Genomic DNA, 17,177 nt, shown 5'->3' on the forward strand with positions numbered 1-17,177 from the left:
ACATCCGGAAAGGCGCGGACGAAACGGGACGGGTAGGCCGATAGCGTCGCGGCGGCGCGTGGCCCGGGGAACCTCGACATTCCTTCCAGCGGAATAATTCGTGCCGGTTGGCGCACAGCACGGGAAATTCTCCGCCCGCCTGTGCTGCTGCCGTTGCCAGCAACCCGCTGCCCAAGCTTAGCGGAGTCTTGCCCGCAAAACGCGAACAGTGCTCCGGTCCTCCCGCCTCGCCCTTCTGCTGCTGCTGCTTCTGCTGCCCTGCCGCGTCGTTGCCGAGGAAGTGGCGCCGACCGGCAGCAACTTCGGCGGCGTCGGCCTGATCGAAACCCGCAATGCCCGCTTCCGCGAGGACGGGGTGATCGATGCTGGCGCCTCGCTGCGGCGAGACCGGCGCTTCTACTTCCTGTCCTTCCAGGCGCTGCCCTTCCTGGAAACCACCTTCCGGACCACCGACCGCCTCAACGGCACCACGGGCAGCGGCCGCACCACCGACCGGGCGTTGGACCTCAAGCTGCGGCTGCTGCCCGAGAGCGACGACCTTCCCGCCCTGGCGATCGGCCTGCAGGACATGATCGGCACCGGCCTTTACGGCGGCGAGTACGTCGTGGCCTCCAAGCGCTGGCACGGCTTCGATCTCAGCCTCGGGCTGGGTTGGGGCCGGCTCGGCACCGCGGATGATTTCGGCAACCCCCTGGACGCGGTGTCGGACCGCTTCCGCACGCGCCGGCGCGCGGTGGGCAATGGCGGCACGCTGCGTACCGACTTCTTTCGCGGCGACCAGGTCGCGGTCTTCGGCGGCGTCGAATACTCGCTGCCGCCGGTGGTGACGCCGCTGGGCGTGGTGGAAGGGCTGCGCGCCAAGCTGGAATGGTCGGGCGACGACCTGCGCGACGAGCGCGGCGGCTATCCCGCGCAAACCGACAATCTGCGCGGCCGCGCCCGGTCGAGACTGAATGCCGGCCTGAGCTGGAGCAACGGCTCCGTGGATGCGGGCCTGAGCTTCGTGCACGGCACCGACGCGCTGTTCCGCCTGTCCTTCCAGCTGAACCCCGAGGCCCCGCCGGAGGTCCCGCGCCTCACGCCACCGCCGCCCGTTCCGGCGCCGCCCGCCCCTGCGAACCGGGCGCCGCCGGACCGGAACCCGCCCACTCAGATCCCGGTGGACCAACCCCTGTCCGACCGGACCCCATCCGACCACTTCCCGCCCGACCGCGCCGCCGCGGGCCAGGCCCAGGCCGACGCACAGCTGGCCGGCGCGGTGTTCGACGCCCTGGCGCAGGCGGGCTTCCGGCCGCTGAGCTTCTCGCTGCAGGGCGGCGAAGCGCGGCTGGCGGTGGCGGAAGGCCGCTTCCGCACAGTGGCGCAGGTGTTGGGGCGGGTGGTGCGGGCCGTCGAAGGGCTGCTGCCGCCCGAGGCACAGGTGCTGCGCGTGGGCTGGTGGATCGCGGGCGTCGAGGTCGCGGCCGCCGTGGCGCCGCGCGAAACCCTGGCCGAGGCGGCGCGCGGCACCGTCAGCCCCGAGGAGGCCTTCGCCGCCACCACGCTCCTGCCGGCCACCGGCCTCCTTTGCCCGGGCGGCGACTGCGCCGGGGAACACCGCGCCCCGGCCACGACGCTGAGCTACGGGCTGGAGCCAAGGCTGGCGGTGATCCTGGGCGATCCGACCGCGACGCTGCGCTGGCAGGCGGGGCTTGCTGCCGGCGGACGGCTGGAGCTCGGCTCGGGCTTCGCGCTGAGTGGTGCCGTGGCGCAGCGCCTGGCCGGCAACCTCGATGGCGGCCTTCCTTCCGACAGCCGCCTGCCGCACGTGCGCAGCGACTACGCGCGCTACGCGGCGGAAGGAAAGACCACCATTCCCGCCCTTTATGCCGAGCGCATCTGGAACGTGGCGCCCGACGTCTTCGGCCGCGTCACCGCGGGCCTGATCGAGCCGATGTTCGGCGGCGTCGGCGCCGAGGTCCTGTGGCGGCCGCACGACCGTTCCTGGGCGGTGGGGGCGGACCTGAACTGGGTGCGCCAGCGCGCCTACGACGGGCTGCTGGGCTTCCGGCGCTATTCCGTGGTGACGGGGCAGGTCTCGCTCTACGCCGACCTGCCGGTGTGGAATCTCTACGGCATCGTCCGTGCCGGCCGCTACCTGGCGGGCGACTGGGGCGGCACGGTGGAGGTCGGGCGCCGCTTCCGCAACGGCATCGAGGTCGGCGGCTTCGCCACCTTCACCGACGTGTCCTTCAGCCGGTTCGGCGAGGGCTCCTTCGACAAGGGCATCTACCTGCGCGTGCCGCTCGACATCTTCGGCCCCGACACGCGCAGCGTCGCCCAGGCCACGATCCGCCCGGTGCAGCGCGACGGCGGGCAGCGCCTGTCGGTGGACAACCCCTTATGGGGCGTGACCCGCGACGGGCGCGACGAGGCGCTGGCGCGCGGGGTCGGCGGCTTCGCGCGCTGAGGCCGGCCGGCACGCCCGGCCGGGGGCTGGCGCGCCTCGGCCCGCCGGCCAGCCGCCCGACACGGCCGCAAGAGGACCAAAGCCGCTGCCGCTCGTTCCCCGTGAAATGACGGCGAGTTCCCAACCGTGCGCGGGCGCCACTCCCCGGGCACATGGATGTTCCCTCGGCTCACGCATGTGCCTCCTTGTGCGCTTCCCCCTTGTTCCCGAAACTCCGTCGGGCACGATCCGTGATCCCTGGTCGCTTCGCCGCAAGGAGACTGCCGTGGCCCTCAAGCTTCACATCATCATCGGCTCAACACGCCCCGGCCGGGTCGGCCCCACCATCGCCCGGTGGTTCGACGGCTTCGCCCGGAACTACGGCGGCCTTGAGCCCGTGCTCGTCGACCTGGCGGAGTTCAACCTGCCGGTCTTCGATGAGCCGAAGCATCCCCGCGCGCAGCAGTACGAGCACGAGCACACGAAGCGCTGGTCGGCCAGCGTCGCGGCGGCGGACGCCTACGTCTTCGTGACGCCCGAATACAACTACGGCACGACGCCGGCGCTGCTGAACGCGCTCGACTACCTCGTGGTGGAATGGGGCTACAAGCCGGCGGGCGTGGTGAGCTACGGCGGCGTGTCGGGCGGCCTGCGCGGGGCGCAGCACCTCAAGCAGACGCTGGCGACCCTCAAGATGGTGACCCCGCCCGAGGGCGTGGGCATCCCGAACTTCGGCGCGCAGCTGAAGGACGGGGCCTTCGTGTCCAACGAGCTGATCGACACCAGCGCGCGCACGATGCTGGACGAGCTCGAGCGCTGGGCCGTGGCGCTCAAGCCGATGCGCGCCGGGTAAAAACCTCGCGCCGGCGCCGGTCCTCCGCCGGCGTCGCCGACGACGGCGCGCGCCCTCGGTCGCGACGCCGCCCGGGCGGAGCCATGCCGCCGCTCCGCCCCCACCGCCGTCGTTGACCGTGCCGCCCCTTCGCTCCCGCCGCTGTTGACCCCGCGGCCGTTGACCATGCCCGCCGCCGATGCGATGGCCAGCGGCAGCGCCGTTGCGATCGCCCTCGCCGTCACGCCCGGACGCGCGGAAGCAACGCCGCGGCGGCAGCGGCGTCCGGCGGGCGGCACGCGGCCTGAGCGGGAGACGCGCCATGACCGACCACGACCTGCCCGCCACGCGCGGCTTCGACTTCACGGCCATGCCGGTGCGTGACCGCTACAAGATCCTGATCGGCAGCGTGGTGCCACGCCCGATCGCCTGGGTCACCACGGTGGACGGGGCGGGGCGGGTGAATGCCGCGCCCTATTCTTTCTTCAACTGCCTGTCGGCCGACCCGGCCATCGTGGCGCTGGGCATCGAGTTCCGCCCCGACGGATCGCCCAAGGATACCGCGCGCAACATCCGCGACACCGGCTGCTTCACGGTCAACATCGTGTCCGACGCGCTGGTGGAGGCGATGAACGTCTGCGCCACCGCCTTCGAGGCCGGCATCGACGAGCTGCACGAGGCCGGGCTGGAGATCCGTCCCGGCACCGCCGTGCGCTGCCCCGCCATCGCCCGCGCCCCGGCGGCGCTGGAATGCCGCCTCCATTCCTTTCTCGAGATCAACAACGCCCGCGAGATCGTGCTGGGCGAGGTGGTTTACGCCCACCTGCGGGCCGACGCGGTGAACGAGCGGCTGCACATCGACCCGGCGCTGATCGACGCGGTGGGCCGCATGGGCGGGCAGGGCTACTGCTCGACGCGCGACCGCTTCGACCTCGCCGGCATGAGCGTGCCGGAGCACCGGCAAGGGCCGCCCGCGCAGCGACGGCCGGGCTGACGGGAGGCGACGCCGGCGGCGTGCGCCGGAGCCGGGCCAGGAGGTTGGCTCCCTGACCGCTTGATCCGCCACGCCTGGAGGGAGCCGCGCGTGGCGCCTGGGCGGCAGCTGGGGATGGCCCTATGGTCCGCCGCGTCATCCCGAACGGGCAGCCCCCGACCTCCCGGCCTCGCCCGGGGCGCGGCCTGCCGAAGCCAGCAGAAAAGCGGAACCCATGAAGCTCAGCGCCAGGAACCAGATCAAGGGCCGGATCGTCGCCGTGGAAAAGGGGCAGACCACCGGCCATGTCCGCATCGACATCGGCAACGGCACCGTGGTCACCGCCTCCATCACCAACACCGCGATCGACGACCTCGCCCTCGCCGTGGGCGACGAAGCCTATGCCGTGATCAAGGCCTCCGACGTGATGGTGGGTAAGGACTGAACCCCGTGCGCCGCGCTTCCGAACCAGCCGTGGCCGGCTGGACGGGAGCGGGCGCTCAGCGCCGCAGCAGCGTGGCCGCGCCGGCGGCGCGCCGTTCCCAACCAAGGCGCTCCAGCTCCGGCACCTCGGTCTCCTCGCGCGGATAGCCCAGGCAGAAATAGCCGATCAGCACCCAGTCCGCCGGCACCGACAGCGCGGCGGTGACCGCCTGCGGGTCCAGGATCGAGACCCAGCCCATGCCGATCCCTTCCGCCCTGGCCGCCAGCCACAGCGTGTGCGCCGCCATCACCGCGGAATAGGCCGCCATCTCCGGCATGGTGGCGCGCCCCAGCCCGCCGCCCTGCGCCGGCGCCGGCTCCGCGAACACCGCCAGGTGGCAGGGCGCCTCGTCCAGCCCGGCGAGCTTCAGGCTGGCATAGAGCGGCGCGCGCTCCGCCGGCTGCGCAGCCAGGGCGTCGGCGTTGCAGGCGGCGAAGCTGGCGCGCACCGCCGCGCGCCGCGCTGGGTCCTCCACCGTCACGAAGCGCCAGGGCTGGCTGAGGCCCACGGAGGGCGCCAGCGATGCCACGGCCAGCAGCGCTTCCAGCCGGCCGGGCGGCAGCGGGTCGCGCCGGAAATGGCGCACGTCGCGGCGCCAACGGAACAACGCCTGCAGTTCCGCCCGGAACCGCCCGTCGAACTCGGGCGCCGCCGCGGGAGATGAGGCCGGGGAGGGGGCAGGGGTGGGCGCGGGAGAAGCGGCGAGGTCGCGCGTGGTCGCGGTCATGGGGGTTAGTCTAGCCCGTCCAGGGCTCTCGCCGCATCCGCCGCGTGGCCCGGGGCGGCGCCCTGGTCTAGGATGCGAAACGCGCGGAGCCTGCCTGTTCCGGGCGCCGGAGAACCGAGCCATGACCGACGTGCCCCCCGCCCCCTCCGCGGCCGTTTCGCCGATCCCCTCGGGCGAGACGCCCCCCGCCACCGGCAGCACGCCCCCGGTCGCCTCCGGCGATGCGTCGTCGGTCGCCTCTGGCAACACATCCCCGGTTGCCTCCGACAGCACGCCGCTGCGCGCCGCCCTGTTGTCCGAGGCGGGCGACGTGGCGGCGGAGGTGTCGCGCCTGCTGAACAGCGATGCCTTCCGGCGCGCCGACAGCTTCGTGCGCGACGATCACGACCGCACGGTGCGCGAGATCATCCAGATCACCGAGATCGCCTCGCCCCCCTTCGGCGAAGCCACCCGCGCCGCCGCCTATGCCGCCATGCTGCGCGCCCAGGGGCTTGAGGAGGTCGCCACCGACCGGGAAGGCAACGTGACGGCGCTGCGCCCCGGCACCGACCCGGCCGCCGGGCTGGTGGTGATCTGCTCGCACCTCGACACGGTGTTTCCCGAGGGAACCGACGTCGCCGTCCGGCGTGAGGGCACGGTGCTGCGCGCGCCGGGCGTCGGCGACAACAGCCGCGGCCTGGCGGTGAAGCTCGCGATCCTGCGCGCGCTGGATGCCGCCAGGATCCGCACCCGCGCCGGCATCCTGGTGCTGGCCTCGGTGGGCGAGGAAGGGCAGGGCGACCTGCGCGGTGTGAAGCACTTCTTCCGCGAAAGCCCCTTGCGCGACCGCGTCGCTGGCTTCGTGGCGGTGGACAGCCTGGAAACCGCGCGGCTGTGCATCGGCGCGGTGGGCAGCAAGCGCTACCGCATCACCTTCCGCGGCCCCGGCGGCCATTCCTTCGGCGCCTTCGGGCTGGTGAACCCGATGTTCGCCCTGGCGCGCGCGGCCGACGACCTGTCGCGCATCCGCGTGCCCTCGGTGCCCAAGACCACCTTCTCGATCGGCAAGGTGGGCGGCGGCACCTCGATCAACGCGATCCCGGAGGAAGCCTGGATGGAGGTCGACCTCCGCTCGGAATCCGCCGAGGAGCTGGCGCGTCTGGAAGAGCGCTTCCTTGCCACGCTGCCGCAGGCCGCCGCCGACGAGAACGCGGCGCGCGACATCCGCCGGGGCGAGATCAGGGTCGAGGTGAAGCAGGTGGGCGACCGTCCCGCCGGCACCACGGCCGCCTCGTCGCGCATCGTGCGCTTGGCCCAGGGCGTGATCGCCGCCCGCGGCTACACGCCGGTGCTGGAAGCCTCCTCGACCGACAGCAACATCCCGATCAGCCTCGGCATCCCGGCGGTCACCGTCGCCTCGGGCGGCACGGGCGGCCGGGCGCACTCGCTGGAAGAATGGATCGACGTGGCGCCGGAAGCCAGCACCAAGGGCATCGCCACGGCGCTGGGCGCCATCGTGGCGATCGCCGGCCTCGGCGAGTAGCGCGCGCCAGCCCCGGCGGGCGATCCCGTCGGGCGAGGTCCAGCCCGTGCTGCCTTCCAGGACGGAAGGCCGGGGGAAAGCCCCGGAGCAAGCTCCAGCGGCGAGAGCCCGGAAAAGGGTTCGGAGGAAAAGCCAGGGGGACGGCGCACCATCCCCCGGACGTGGCGCCCGGGCCCCGAAGGGACCCGGCGCCCGCCGCTCAGGCCGCGGCCTTGCCGGGTCGGTCCACCGTCAGCACGAAGAGCCGGTGCATCGCGATGTCGATGTTGCGGCGCGCCTTCTCGTTCCAAACGCGGTCGGCCACCTTGGGGTCGTGGAAGGGGCCGTAGCATTCCTCGGTATTGGGCTCGAGCTCGGTCCAGGCGCCGTCGGTGAATACACCGCCCCAAACGAAGTAGAGCTTGCCGTCCGCCATCGATGCCTCCTCGGAGTGACGCCTGAACGAGCGTGTAGAACAGATGTGCGGGCGCAGCATCGTCTTCCGGCGCGAAGCTGCCCTGCCCGCAGGTGCGGCCCCGGTAAGCTCGCCGGACAGGCCCGGCCGGGACGGGCTGCCGGATGGTGCGGGCAGCGGCCACCATCGGAACGCCGTGGCCGAGGGACATGTTTCAGCTGTCGCGCGGCAGGCCGGGCACCCGCGTGCGTCGCGCCACCAGCGCCGCGGCGCTTGGCCACAGCGCCGCCGCCGTGGCCAGCACGCCCGGTGCGCCGTGCAGCAGCGCCGCCACGCCGCCCGCCCAGCGCATCGCCGGCGCGAAGCGCGCGCCCTGTTGCCGGTGAAAGCGCGCGGCCGACTCGCCTGCCAGGATCGCCGCCGCAGCCGCCAGCCCACCCGCCAGCGCCATGGCCATGCCGTCGCCGGTAAAGGAGGGGATCACCGCGAACTGGTCGCCCACCCGGTATAGGCGCGGCGGCGCGGCGGCACCGTCGCGGTGCCGGAAGCCGTAGGGCACCCCTGCCACCGCCAGCGGCCGGGGGTGGTCCGGCACGGCGCCCTCCAGCGCCCCGGCCGCGAGCCGGGAGCCTGCCCGCACCCGCGCCAGCAGCGCCGCCGCGTCGCGCGCCATGGCGGCGGCCCCCTCGCCGGGGCGCAGCGCCAGGCAAAGATTGGCCCCGCCACCCGCGCGCGGCTGCAGCCCGGCATAGCCGCCGCCGAAGGGCAGCAGCAGCACCGAACCCGGTACCGCCGGTAGCCGTATGGGCAGCTTGAGGCCGAGCCAGCCGCCCGCCACCCCCGCCGCGCCGCGTGGAAAACCGCGCAGCGCGTGCTTGCCGGTGGCCAGCACCAGCGTCCCGCCCCGCAGCACCGCGCCGCCGGCCAGCGGCACCACCCAGTCCTCGCCCTCGGGAACGGCGCCCGTCGCCGCCCTGCCTCGATGCAGCACCGCCCCCGCCGCCGCGGCACGGCACAGCAGCGCCTCGTCCAGCACCGCGCGCGGCAGGCTCCAGCCCCGGAAGGGCAGGGGCAGCGCCACCGCCCGGCCGCCTGCCGCCAACATTGCCCCGTCCACCGACACCGCCCCCAGCGCGGCGGGGTCGAGCCCCAGCCGGCGCAGCAACAGCACCGCGTCGGGGCCCAGGAACTCGCCGCAGACCTTTTCGCGCGGCGCCGCCTCGCGCTCCACCAGCACCACGTCTCGACCCGCCGAGGCCAGCGCCGCCGCCGCCGCCGCCCCGGCCGGCCCGCCGCCCAGCACGATGACCTCCGCCCGCGCCACCGTCATGCCGGGCGGGCGCCGGCGGCATCGTCCGCCGCCCCGTCCCGCAGCCGCGGCCCGCCCGAAACGCTCCAGCGGAAGGGCAGCGACCAGCGGACCTCCGCCCGCACCCCGCTCTCCCGCAGCAGTTGCCGCCAGTCGTCACGCCGGAAGCCGCGCGCGATCGAGACGGTGCTGTCGTGCACCACCATCGGGTCCATCCGCAGGATCCTGACCCCGGCCCAGACCGCGCCCCAGGGGATGGCGTGGCGGTGGAGGTCGCTGATCAACCAGCCCAGCTCCGCCCGCGCGTCCAGCCAGCGGAGAAAGCGGCGGATCGCCTCGTCCTCCAGGTGATGCGCGAAGAGCGAGCACACCACCGCGTCGAAGCGCTCTGTCGGGTCGAGCGCGAAAAGGTCGGCGGTGATCCAGCGCACCGGCAGCCCGGGATGCCGCGCCCGCGCATGCGCCGCCGCGTGCGGCGAGCGGTCCAGCGCCGCGAGCTCCAGCCGCACGCCGCGCCGCGCGCCCCAGCGCGCGATCCGCGCCAGCGCGTCGCCCCCGCCGGCACCGACGTCGAGCACGCGCAGCCGCCGCGCCCCGCTCCGCCGCACCAGCGCCTCGAGCCACCTGATCACCGGGCGATAGGCGAAGGTCAGGCGGTTGATCCGCTCCAGGTCGTGCAGCGCCGCCGAGAAGGCGCGGAAGTCCTGCGCCGCGTCGTCCATGATCTCGGGCACCAGCACCCGGTGGCGCAGCGTCATGGCGCTGGCCTCGCCCGGACCATCGCCCCACTCGCCCTCGCTTCGGCCACCCTTGTTGTCACCACCGCGCCGCCTCCCGGCTTCGTCGCGCCCGCCACGACCGCCGTCAGACCGTGGTGAAGCGCATCGCCTCGGCCGACAGGCCGGGGCCGAAGGCCAGCGCCACGCCCCGCAACCCCGCCGCCGCGTCGCGCAGCATCCCGGCCAGCACGAACAGCACCGTGGGCGAGGACATGTTGCCGTGGTCCCGCAGCACCGCGCGGGAATGCCCCAGCGCGCCTTCCGGCGGCCGGCAGGATTCCGCCACCGCGTCGATCACCGACCGCCCGCCCGGATGCACCGCCCAGAGCGCGAATTCCTCCGCAGCGCCGCCCTCCAGGATCTGCGGCAGCCGCGCCGGCAGGGCGCGCGCCAGGCTTTTCGGCACCTCGCCCGACAGCACCATGTCGAAGCCGTTGTCGCCCACCCGCCAGGCGATCTGTTCGCGCGCCTCGGGCAGCAGCGTGGAGCGGAAGCCGTCGATGCGCAGGCCTTCCGGCTCCGCGCTCACGATCGCGGCCGAGCAGCCGTCGCCGAACAACAGGAAGCACAGCAGCTGCTCCACCTCCGGCCGTTCCTGCAGGTGCAGCGTGCAAAGCTCTAGGTTTACCACCAGCACCCGTGCGCGCGGGTCGGCGCGCACCGTGTCGTGCGCCAGGCGCAGCGCCACGATCCCGGCCTGGCAGCCCATGAAGCCGATGTTGGTGCGCGCCACCGACTCCTCGAGGCCGAGCGCCGCGCAGATCGCGTGGTCGAGCCCCGGCGCCGCGAAGCCGGTGCAGGAGGCGGTGACGAGATGCGTGATCCCCGCTGCCGCATCCCCCAGCCCCGCGATGGCGCGCAGGGCCAGCGCCGGCGCCTCAGCCTCCCAGCGCTGCATCCGGCTGCGGGTCGAGGGAAAGCCGCCGGGCGCGTAGAAGCCTTCGTCGTCCACCAGCCCCGGCCGCCCGTCGGGGCGCAGCACGCTCCAGCGCCGCTCGATCCCGGCACGGTCGGCCATGCGCGCGAAGAGCCGCCGCTCCAGCCCCGGCGGGATCAGCGTTTCCGCGAAGCCGCGAAACGTGCCGTGCACCTCGTTGGGCGGCACGGCGGTGCCGATCCGGTTCAGGAAGACCGCCTGGGACATAACGTTCATTGCCACCGCAGGTCGGGTCGGTCAGCCGGATTAACAGGCGCCGTCGACGTCGCACCGCCCGCCTCACGGTAGTGTCAGCGCCGGCCCCGCGACCGTGCCGCGTGTTCCCCGGCGGACGTATCGCGCAGCCGGTACTCCCCCGGTGCATCCGCCGCAGCGCAGGGGCGTTGCTTCCCCACCCGCAAGGGCGATGGAGGAGAAAGCAACACGATGACAGCGCCCACGGAGGACCGTCCCCTGCGGCTCGACCACCGCAGCCTGCACCTGTGCGTCGACATGCAACGCCTCTTCGCCGAGGGCACGGACTGGCACACGCCCTGGATGACGCGCGTCCTGCCGGTCGTGGAGCGCCTCGTGGCCGCCCATCCCGAGCGTACCGTCTTCACCCGCTTCATCCCGGCGCAACGACCGGGCGAAGGCGAGGGCACCTGGCTCGAATACTACCGGCGTTGGAGCAGCATGACCCTGGAAGCGCTGCCGCCGGGCACGGAACGGCTGATGCCTGAACTGGAGCGCTTCGTGCCGCCCGCCGCGGTGGTGGACAAGACGGTGTATTCCCCCTGGATGACGCCCGAACTCGACGCGCTGCTGCGGGAACGCGGCACCGAGTCGCTGATCATCACCGGCGCCGAGACCGATGTCTGCGTGCTGGCGGCGGTGCTGGGCGCGGTGGACCGCGGCTACCGCGTGGTGCTGGCGACCGACGGGGTGTGCTCCTCCTCGGACCACACGCACGACGCGCTGCTCACCCTTTACCAGGACCGCTACGGCGGCCAGGTGCAGGCCGCCACGGTGAAGGAGATCCTGGCCGCCTGGCACTGACCATCCGGGTTGCGCCCGCGTCGGGAATACGCCGAGTGACGCCTGACGCCTGACGCCTGACGCCTGACGCCTGACGCCTGACGCCTGACGCCTGACGCCTGACGCCTGACGCCTGACGCCTGACGCCTGACGCCTGACGCCTGACGCCTGACGCCTGACGCCTGAAGGCCGGCCCGTGCCGCAGCGTTCCGGCGGCGGCCGGCATCGCGGCTCTGGACACGGGAACCGAATTGAATCAGGTTCTTGCTATGTTCTGCTCCCTCGGTGTCGCAGCTTGACCACCCGCCCGCTTCGCTCGCACCAGCAGCGGCTGGCCGGCGTGGTGGAGGCGATCGCCACCGGGCAGACCGAGGCGCGCGACATCCTGGCCGCGGTCACGCCCGGCGGCGGCAAGTCGCTGCTGCCGGTGATCGCCGCCTCCCGCCTCCTCGCGGCCGGCGTGGTGGATCGCGTGTGCTGGGTGGTGCCGCGCGACAGCCTCCGCCTGCAGGCCGAGGAAGCTTTCGCCGACCCGGTCTGGCGCTCAGCCCTCGGCCACGCGCTGTCGGTGCGCGCCGCCGACAACACGCCCGATCCCAGCCGGGGCTTGGCCGGCTACATCACCACCTACCAGGGCATCGCCGCGGCACCCGACCTCCATCTGGGCGAGTTCCGCCGCCACCGTACGCTGCTGGTGGTGGATGAGGTGCACCACCTGCCGGCGTTGGGCGACATCGACCCCGTCACCGCCGCCACCGAGGAAGAAGACCAGGCCAGCGCCTGGTCGCGCGCCATCCTGCCACTGCTGGAATGTGCCAGCGTTCGGTTGCTGCTGTCGGGCACGCTGGAGCGCGCCGACGGCAAGGGCATCCTGTGGCTGCCCTATCGCCGCGGCCCGAAGGCCCGCACGCGCGAGGTCGAGCTCGATGCCGAGGGCTGGGCGGTGGTCGGGTATTCCCGCGCCGAGGCGCTGGCCGAGCGCGCGGTGCTGCCGGTCACCTTCGGCGCCCTGGATGGCGAGGCGAGCTGGCGCGACGAGGAAGGCAACGAACTCGGCCCCCACCGCATCTCCGGTCTCCACCCGGATGAGACGACGCGCCCGGCGCTGTTCACCGCGCTGCGCACCGGCTTCGCCGAGGCGCTGCTGCGTCACGCCTTCGTGGCGATCCGAGACCTGCGCGCCCGCCGCCGCCGCGCCCGCGGCCTCCAGCCCGGCGAGGCGGCACGGGGCCTGGGCAAGCTGCTGGTGGTGGCGCCCGATCAGGCCACCGCGCGGCACTACCTCGACGTGGTGCGGCAATGGATCCCCGCCGCCCAGGCCGAGGAGGTGGCGCAGCTCGCGACCTCCGACACGCCCCGCGCGCACGAGCTGCTGGCCGCCTTCCGCCTCCTGCCCGAGCCTTCGGTGCTGGTCACCGTCGCCATGGCCTACGAGGGGCTGGACGCGCCCGAGGTCGCGGTGGTGGCGGCGCTGACGCATATCCGCTCCCGCCCCTGGCTGGAGCAGATGGTGGCGCGCGCCACGCGGGTGGACTTCAACGCCGGCGCCTACGAGGCGCAGACGGCGCTGGTGTTCCACCCCGACGACCCGCTGTTTGCCAATTTCCGCCGTCGCATGGAAACCGAGCAGGGCACGCTGGCCCGTCGCCCGAAGCCGCAGGAGCGCCAGCGGGAACTGCCGGGCTGGCTGCTGGACCAGCTGCCCGCGCCCAAGGAAGGCATCGTGCCGCTGCACTCCAACGCGCTGGCGATGCGCTTCCACCGCCTCGCCCCGGGGCCGGAACTGGCGATGCGCCGGCCGGAGCAGGAGGAAGCACAGGGCGAGATGCTGGAACTGCCCTCGGTCGCCGAGCGCCGCCTGCGCGCCCGCCTGGGCGAGATGGTGGCGGCCCAGGCGGTGGAGGACGAGGCAGCAGGGAGCGCGCCGCACGGCCGCACCGCCGGACCCGGCCTGTACCATCGCTACAACGCGGCGCTGAAGCGCGTGACCGGCGACAAGGCGCGGGCGCACATGACGCTGGCGGAACTGGAAGCGGCGATCGGCTGGATGGAGCGCAACCGACTGGCCGACCACCTCCACCTGATCGCCGACGATCCCCGCTACCGCTGGTCCGCCCGGCAGCGCGACGAATGGAAGCCGCCCGGCGGGCGCCCGGCGCGGGCGAAATCCGCCGGGAAAGCCTCGGCCGGAAAGGCGTCCTAGAACGACCCGGTCACGCGCGCCCGCGGCGCCAGCCTTCGGGCGGTGTCAGGCCCGTGTCCAGGAACCGCTGACGGTGCGCTTGTAGGCGAGGTCGGAATGGTTGAGGGCGAAGTTCCGGTACTGCTGCTCGGAGATGATGTTGACGAGGCTGCCGCTCTCCGTGTCTGCCTGCAGCAGGACCCTGGCCACGGATCGCGTGACGCAGCCCGGCCCCGTCGCGTCCCAGATCGGCGGCCGCGCCTCGGCCTCTAGCCTTGCTTCCACATCCCGGATCGCCTGCTGCAGCAGCTTCGACCCAGGGCGGCAAACGATGAAGTAGTTGTGCACGTAGGGAACGAGTTCGCCGGAAATCACCACCACGGCCTCGGTTTCCGTCAGGGCATTGAGGAGCGGCGTCAGCGGTGCGCGGCAGCTCTCGTCCGCATCGACGTAAACGCCACCCTGCACCAGCAGGTAGTAGAGCCGGAACAGGTCGGCCTCCATCGCCGGATGGTAGCACCTGTCCATGTACCGCACGGCCTGCGGCCCGACATGCTGATGCAGCCAGGCTCTCGCCGAGGCGGCGGAAAACACGGTGGGCTGGAGGCCCGGAGTGCTGCCGATCCAGGTGGTCATGGCGGCGGCGACGTCGTCCGGAACCTGAGGGTCGTGCCAGAACTGGATGATGGGCAGCGGCATGTCGGATTGCCACGGCGCCTGATCCCGCAGGGCGCGGGGTATCAGCCCGCGCGCGAGCTGGGCGGACAGCAGGGCGCGGCTCGCCAGGGTGGTGCCGCTGGTGCTGCACCACTCGCTCGTGACGCGCCCGAGCTCCTCGAGATCCCCGGTGAGCAGCAGGGCGACGCTCAGCGTGCTGCGCGTCGCCTCGGAATGCTGCTCCTCGGGAAGTTCCTGCAGGATCCGTGCGGCCGACGCGTAATCGTCGCCGTCCAGGCAGGCCGTGGCGAGCAGGTGCGCGACCGCGGCGGGCTGGCCCTGGCGGCTTGCCGCGGAAGCAACGGCCATGGCGGCCAGGCGTCCATCCCGCCGCTTGGTCAGGGCCAGCAGCGTCGGCAGCAGGTCCTGCGGCACGCCATCGACGCCGCGGAGCTCGGCCACGATGGACGAGGCGGCCCGGATCTTGCCGGCCGCGACGAGGTCGGCGGCGAGCTCGAGAAGATCGCCGCGGCTCAGGGGACCACGACGTCGCGCCGCGAGCCTGTCCATGATCCTCGCGCGAAGCTGGCGCAGCGCTTCCCGTGATCGCTCGCGCTCCCCGACCCAGGTGGACAGCGTGTCCGGCGGCAGGCCGGCAAGGTAGCGGTAGGCGACGTCGAGCCAGTTCAGCCGCGTCGCGGCAACGCCGCACAGGAAGCGCAAGCCGTCGTAGCGCGGGGTCATCCGCAGGCCACGGTCGAAGATTTCCAGCGCGGTGCCCAGCCGCTGCGTGTTCAGGCAGATATGGCCGAAGTCATGGTTGGCGGTGCTGCGGCCGCTGGGCAGCAGCACCGCTTTGCGGAACGCGTTGATCGATCCGGCCGCGTCGGCCATCTCGCGGAGCAGGCGGCCGAGGCTTTCCTGCGCTTCGCTGCTGTCGGGCGCTTCCCGGACGATCATGCGCCAGGATTCCGAGGCCCGCGCGTAGTCGCCACGCTTCTGTGCTTCAGCCGCGGTGAGCCGCAACGCGCCGAGATTCATCGTGCCGAGACCCCTGCTGCTGTCATCTCGAACGACCCTGGGCACGGAAGCATCCGAGTTGCATCGACCCTCTTCCGCCGCTGCGGGTCAGGCCGCTGTCGGAACAATGCCGTCTCAAAATTTGTTTGTCGAACTAAAAACGATGAATTATTGGGTGGAGCCGCAGCTTCCATGAGGCAACGTGCTTCGCTTGCAAATTCAAGCAGAAAAGCTGCACACAGCGTAAAATATCATCAACCTAAGGTTGAAAAATGCCTAAGGACTCGGCTGCAGGCGGGCGAAAAGCGCTGCCAGGGATGACCTGCTCAGGCCGGCGAAGGCGCTGCGACGGCGAGCCCCTGAACTGATTGGTCCTCGTGCACGCGACGTCCGGCGTTGCCGAGCAGTGCAGGGTCAGCGGTGTTCGCCGTGCAGCTTGCCGCCCAGGATGGCACTGTTCCCGCTACGAGGGGCTGCAACAGCAACCGCTGCCACCGGGCGCTGAAGGCCCGCGGCTTCATGGCCCTGGACAGGCTCGGACAGGAGGCACGATCTCGGGCCTCCCGCAACACGATGTTCCGCCCTCAGCGGAGCCGCGTCGGACACCTGTTCAGCCGCCCCACGGACCGGCGCCGCATTGCCGGAACCCGGCTCATGAGCGCTCATGCCCGTTCACGTCGCCATCCGCTTCGCGAGCGCCGTTTTCATCCGGGCGCTACGTCCGATCCCGCGCTGCGCGATCACCTGCGCCCGAGGACCCAGGTGATCGCGTCCCAGCCTCATCCCGCCTCGCCCGGGGGCTGCAGCACCGCCGGCACCGGCACGCCCAGCGACGCGGCGCGGGCGCGCAGGTCCGCCAGCACGCCGGCGTAGAGCCGCAGGCCTTCCCGTCCCGCCGCGCGGTGGCGCAGCCCGCTCTCGCCCGGCAGGCGCACCGCCTCGAAGCCCGGGCGCGGCGAGGAGCGCCGGCAATTCGCGGTGATCGCGTCGGCCTCGCGCGTGAAGGCTGCGGCGCCGGCGAAGGCGCTCGGGTCGATCACCTGGATAAAGGCGGCGTTGGTCATGCTGCTCGGCCCTTCGGCGCGGCCATGGCCCGACAGGCCCTGGCTCAGCGCCTCGGCGATCAGCGCCCAGCCGTAGCCCTTCTGCCCATGGTCCAGCCCGCCCGCCGGCAGGATCGTGCCGCCCGCCCCCATCACCGCCGGGTCGTCGCTGGGCCGCCCCTCGGCATCCAGCAGCCACGGGTGCGGGTAGCGCCGCCCTTCGCGCACCAGCCGCGCGGCCATGTTGTTGGTGGTGACCGAGGCGCTGATGTCGATCAGCACCGGATCGCCCCCGGTGGGGAAGCCGAAAGCCACCGGCGCCGGCGAGAGCGCGCCCTGCCGCCCGCCGAAGGGCGCCACCGTGGCGACGCCGGGCGCCGAGCTCGCGATGCTGAGGAGGCAGCCGCGCTCCGTCACGCGCGGCAGGTAGGCGGCCAGGCAGCCCAGGTGATGGGCGTTGCCGATCGCGATGCTGACGGTGCCGTAGGTGCCGACCCGCTCCAGCGCCAGCGAGATCGCCTCGGTCGCCAGCCACATGCCGGGCAGGCGCTTGCCGTCCCAGCTGACGCAGGCGCCCCGGTCCTGCAGGACCTCCGGCATGCCGCCGGTGGCCATATGTCCGGCCGCGATCTCGTCGAGGTAGCGCCCCAGCAGCGCCAGACCGTGCGTGGTGTGGCCCAGCAGATCGGCCTCCACCAGCACCTCGGCCATGGCAGCCGCCTTGGGCGCCTCCATCCCGGCCGCGGCGAAGATCCGCGCCGCGAAGTCGCGCAGTGCTTCGGGCGGATGCCGCTCCGTGGTCTCGGCCGCTGCGTTCATGGTCTCGTTCCCCTCAATCCTGTGTCGCGCAGGGCCCCGTGTCGCGTGGGATCC

At 72.8% G+C, this 17,177-nt stretch carries 14 protein-coding genes; 7 read left to right on the forward strand and 7 right to left on the reverse strand.

Translation table 11 applies throughout. The annotated features are described in order from the left end of the window. Nucleotides 1-208 precede the first annotated feature (208 nt). The 4 genes from ACFFGY_RS21490 to ACFFGY_RS21505 all read left to right on the forward strand — a co-directional run bounded on the left by ACFFGY_RS21490 (nucleotide 209) and on the right by ACFFGY_RS21505 (nucleotide 4,678). The gene (locus ACFFGY_RS21490) at nucleotides 209-2,449 is read left to right on the forward strand and encodes a YjbH domain-containing protein (RefSeq protein ID WP_377046588.1); all 2,241 of its coding nucleotides are present in this window, start codon (nucleotides 209-211) and stop codon (nucleotides 2,447-2,449) included. A gap of 265 nt (nucleotides 2,450-2,714) precedes the next feature. After that, a complete protein-coding gene (locus tag ACFFGY_RS21495; RefSeq protein ID WP_377046589.1) occupies nucleotides 2,715-3,281 on the forward strand; it encodes an NADPH-dependent FMN reductase in 567 nt (188 codons plus the stop codon). Between the two features lie 301 nt (nucleotides 3,282-3,582). Continuing rightward, the gene (locus ACFFGY_RS21500; protein ID WP_377046590.1) at nucleotides 3,583-4,254 is read left to right on the forward strand and encodes a flavin reductase family protein; all 672 of its coding nucleotides are present in this window, start codon (nucleotides 3,583-3,585) and stop codon (nucleotides 4,252-4,254) included. Between the two features lie 214 nt (nucleotides 4,255-4,468). Continuing rightward, nucleotides 4,469-4,678 (forward strand): TOBE domain-containing protein, encoded by a 210-nt coding sequence (locus tag ACFFGY_RS21505; protein WP_377046591.1) that lies wholly within the window; start codon nucleotides 4,469-4,471, stop codon nucleotides 4,676-4,678. 55 nt (nucleotides 4,679-4,733) lie between these two features. On the opposite strand, the gene bluB is transcribed toward ACFFGY_RS21505, so the two are convergent. After that, complete coding sequence (gene bluB / locus ACFFGY_RS21510; RefSeq protein WP_377046592.1) at nucleotides 4,734-5,444, reverse strand: 5,6-dimethylbenzimidazole synthase; 711 nt, start codon at nucleotides 5,442-5,444, stop codon at nucleotides 4,734-4,736. Nucleotides 5,445-5,565: 121 nt separating this feature from the next. On the opposite strand from bluB, the gene ACFFGY_RS21515 reads away from it, so the two are divergent. Next, entirely contained in the window at nucleotides 5,566-6,966 is a 1,401-nt protein-coding gene (locus ACFFGY_RS21515) for a M20/M25/M40 family metallo-hydrolase (protein ID WP_377046593.1), read from the forward strand. A gap of 199 nt (nucleotides 6,967-7,165) precedes the next feature. Here the strand turns inward: ACFFGY_RS21515 and ACFFGY_RS21520 are convergent, their stop codons facing one another. The 4 genes from ACFFGY_RS21520 to ACFFGY_RS21535 all read right to left on the reverse strand — a co-directional run bounded on the left by ACFFGY_RS21520 (nucleotide 7,166) and on the right by ACFFGY_RS21535 (nucleotide 10,592). Continuing rightward, complete coding sequence (locus ACFFGY_RS21520; protein WP_377046594.1) at nucleotides 7,166-7,381, reverse strand: DUF4170 domain-containing protein; 216 nt, start codon at nucleotides 7,379-7,381, stop codon at nucleotides 7,166-7,168. 193 nt (nucleotides 7,382-7,574) lie between these two features. Then, nucleotides 7,575-8,690 carry an NAD(P)/FAD-dependent oxidoreductase gene (locus tag ACFFGY_RS21525; RefSeq protein WP_377046595.1) on the reverse strand — a complete coding sequence of 372 codons (1,116 nt, stop codon included), beginning with the start codon at nucleotides 8,688-8,690 and terminating at the stop codon, nucleotides 7,575-7,577. Then, the gene (locus ACFFGY_RS21530; RefSeq protein ID WP_377046596.1) at nucleotides 8,687-9,427 is read right to left on the reverse strand and encodes a methyltransferase domain-containing protein; all 741 of its coding nucleotides are present in this window, start codon (nucleotides 9,425-9,427) and stop codon (nucleotides 8,687-8,689) included. The genes ACFFGY_RS21525 and ACFFGY_RS21530 overlap by 4 nt, the downstream gene beginning before the upstream one ends. Before the next feature lie 106 nt (nucleotides 9,428-9,533). Beyond that, the gene (locus tag ACFFGY_RS21535; protein WP_377046597.1) at nucleotides 9,534-10,592 is read right to left on the reverse strand and encodes a type III polyketide synthase; all 1,059 of its coding nucleotides are present in this window, start codon (nucleotides 10,590-10,592) and stop codon (nucleotides 9,534-9,536) included. A gap of 219 nt (nucleotides 10,593-10,811) precedes the next feature. Between ACFFGY_RS21535 and ACFFGY_RS21540 the strand changes: the two genes are divergently transcribed. Further along, nucleotides 10,812-11,423, forward strand: a complete 612-nt coding sequence (locus tag ACFFGY_RS21540; protein WP_377046598.1) for a cysteine hydrolase family protein — start codon at nucleotides 10,812-10,814, stop codon at nucleotides 11,421-11,423. A gap of 274 nt (nucleotides 11,424-11,697) precedes the next feature. Further along, entirely contained in the window at nucleotides 11,698-13,605 is a 1,908-nt protein-coding gene (locus ACFFGY_RS21545) for a DEAD/DEAH box helicase (protein ID WP_377046599.1), read from the forward strand. A 45-nt stretch (nucleotides 13,606-13,650) separates the two neighbouring features. Here the strand turns inward: ACFFGY_RS21545 and ACFFGY_RS21550 are convergent, their stop codons facing one another. Further along, nucleotides 13,651-15,327 carry a glycosyltransferase gene (locus tag ACFFGY_RS21550; RefSeq protein ID WP_377046600.1) on the reverse strand — a complete coding sequence of 559 codons (1,677 nt, stop codon included), beginning with the start codon at nucleotides 15,325-15,327 and terminating at the stop codon, nucleotides 13,651-13,653. A gap of 713 nt (nucleotides 15,328-16,040) precedes the next feature. Beyond that, the gene (locus ACFFGY_RS21555; protein ID WP_377046601.1) at nucleotides 16,041-17,123 is read right to left on the reverse strand and encodes an Ldh family oxidoreductase; all 1,083 of its coding nucleotides are present in this window, start codon (nucleotides 17,121-17,123) and stop codon (nucleotides 16,041-16,043) included. Nucleotides 17,124-17,177 lie beyond the last annotated feature (54 nt).

It is taken from the genome of Roseomonas elaeocarpi (assembly GCF_042433915.1).
GTDB classification, from domain to species: domain Bacteria; phylum Pseudomonadota; class Alphaproteobacteria; order Acetobacterales; family Acetobacteraceae; genus Roseomonas; species Roseomonas elaeocarpi.

What these genes read in the sequence shown, in the direction of transcription:
- ACFFGY_RS21500 (WP_377046590.1), top strand. Translation starts at nt 3,583, where the DNA reads ATGACCGACCACGACCTGCCCGCCACGCGCGGCTTCGACTTCACGGCC.
- ACFFGY_RS21505 (WP_377046591.1), top strand. Translation starts at nt 4,469, where the DNA reads ATGAAGCTCAGCGCCAGGAACCAGATCAAGGGCCGGATCGTCGCCGTG.
- bluB (WP_377046592.1), bottom strand. Translation starts at nt 5,444, where the DNA reads ATGACCGCGACCACGCGCGACCTCGCCGCTTCTCCCGCGCCCACCCCT.
- ACFFGY_RS21515 (WP_377046593.1), top strand. Translation starts at nt 5,566, where the DNA reads ATGACCGACGTGCCCCCCGCCCCCTCCGCGGCCGTTTCGCCGATCCCC.
- ACFFGY_RS21520 (WP_377046594.1), bottom strand. Translation starts at nt 7,381, where the DNA reads ATGGCGGACGGCAAGCTCTACTTCGTTTGGGGCGGTGTATTCACCGAC.
- ACFFGY_RS21525 (WP_377046595.1), bottom strand. Translation starts at nt 8,690, where the DNA reads ATGACGGTGGCGCGGGCGGAGGTCATCGTGCTGGGCGGCGGGCCGGCC.
- ACFFGY_RS21530 (WP_377046596.1), bottom strand. Translation starts at nt 9,427, where the DNA reads ATGACGCTGCGCCACCGGGTGCTGGTGCCCGAGATCATGGACGACGCG.
- ACFFGY_RS21535 (WP_377046597.1), bottom strand. Translation starts at nt 10,592, where the DNA reads ATGTCCCAGGCGGTCTTCCTGAACCGGATCGGCACCGCCGTGCCGCCC.
- ACFFGY_RS21540 (WP_377046598.1), top strand. Translation starts at nt 10,812, where the DNA reads ATGACAGCGCCCACGGAGGACCGTCCCCTGCGGCTCGACCACCGCAGC.
- ACFFGY_RS21555 (WP_377046601.1), bottom strand. Translation starts at nt 17,123, where the DNA reads ATGAACGCAGCGGCCGAGACCACGGAGCGGCATCCGCCCGAAGCACTG.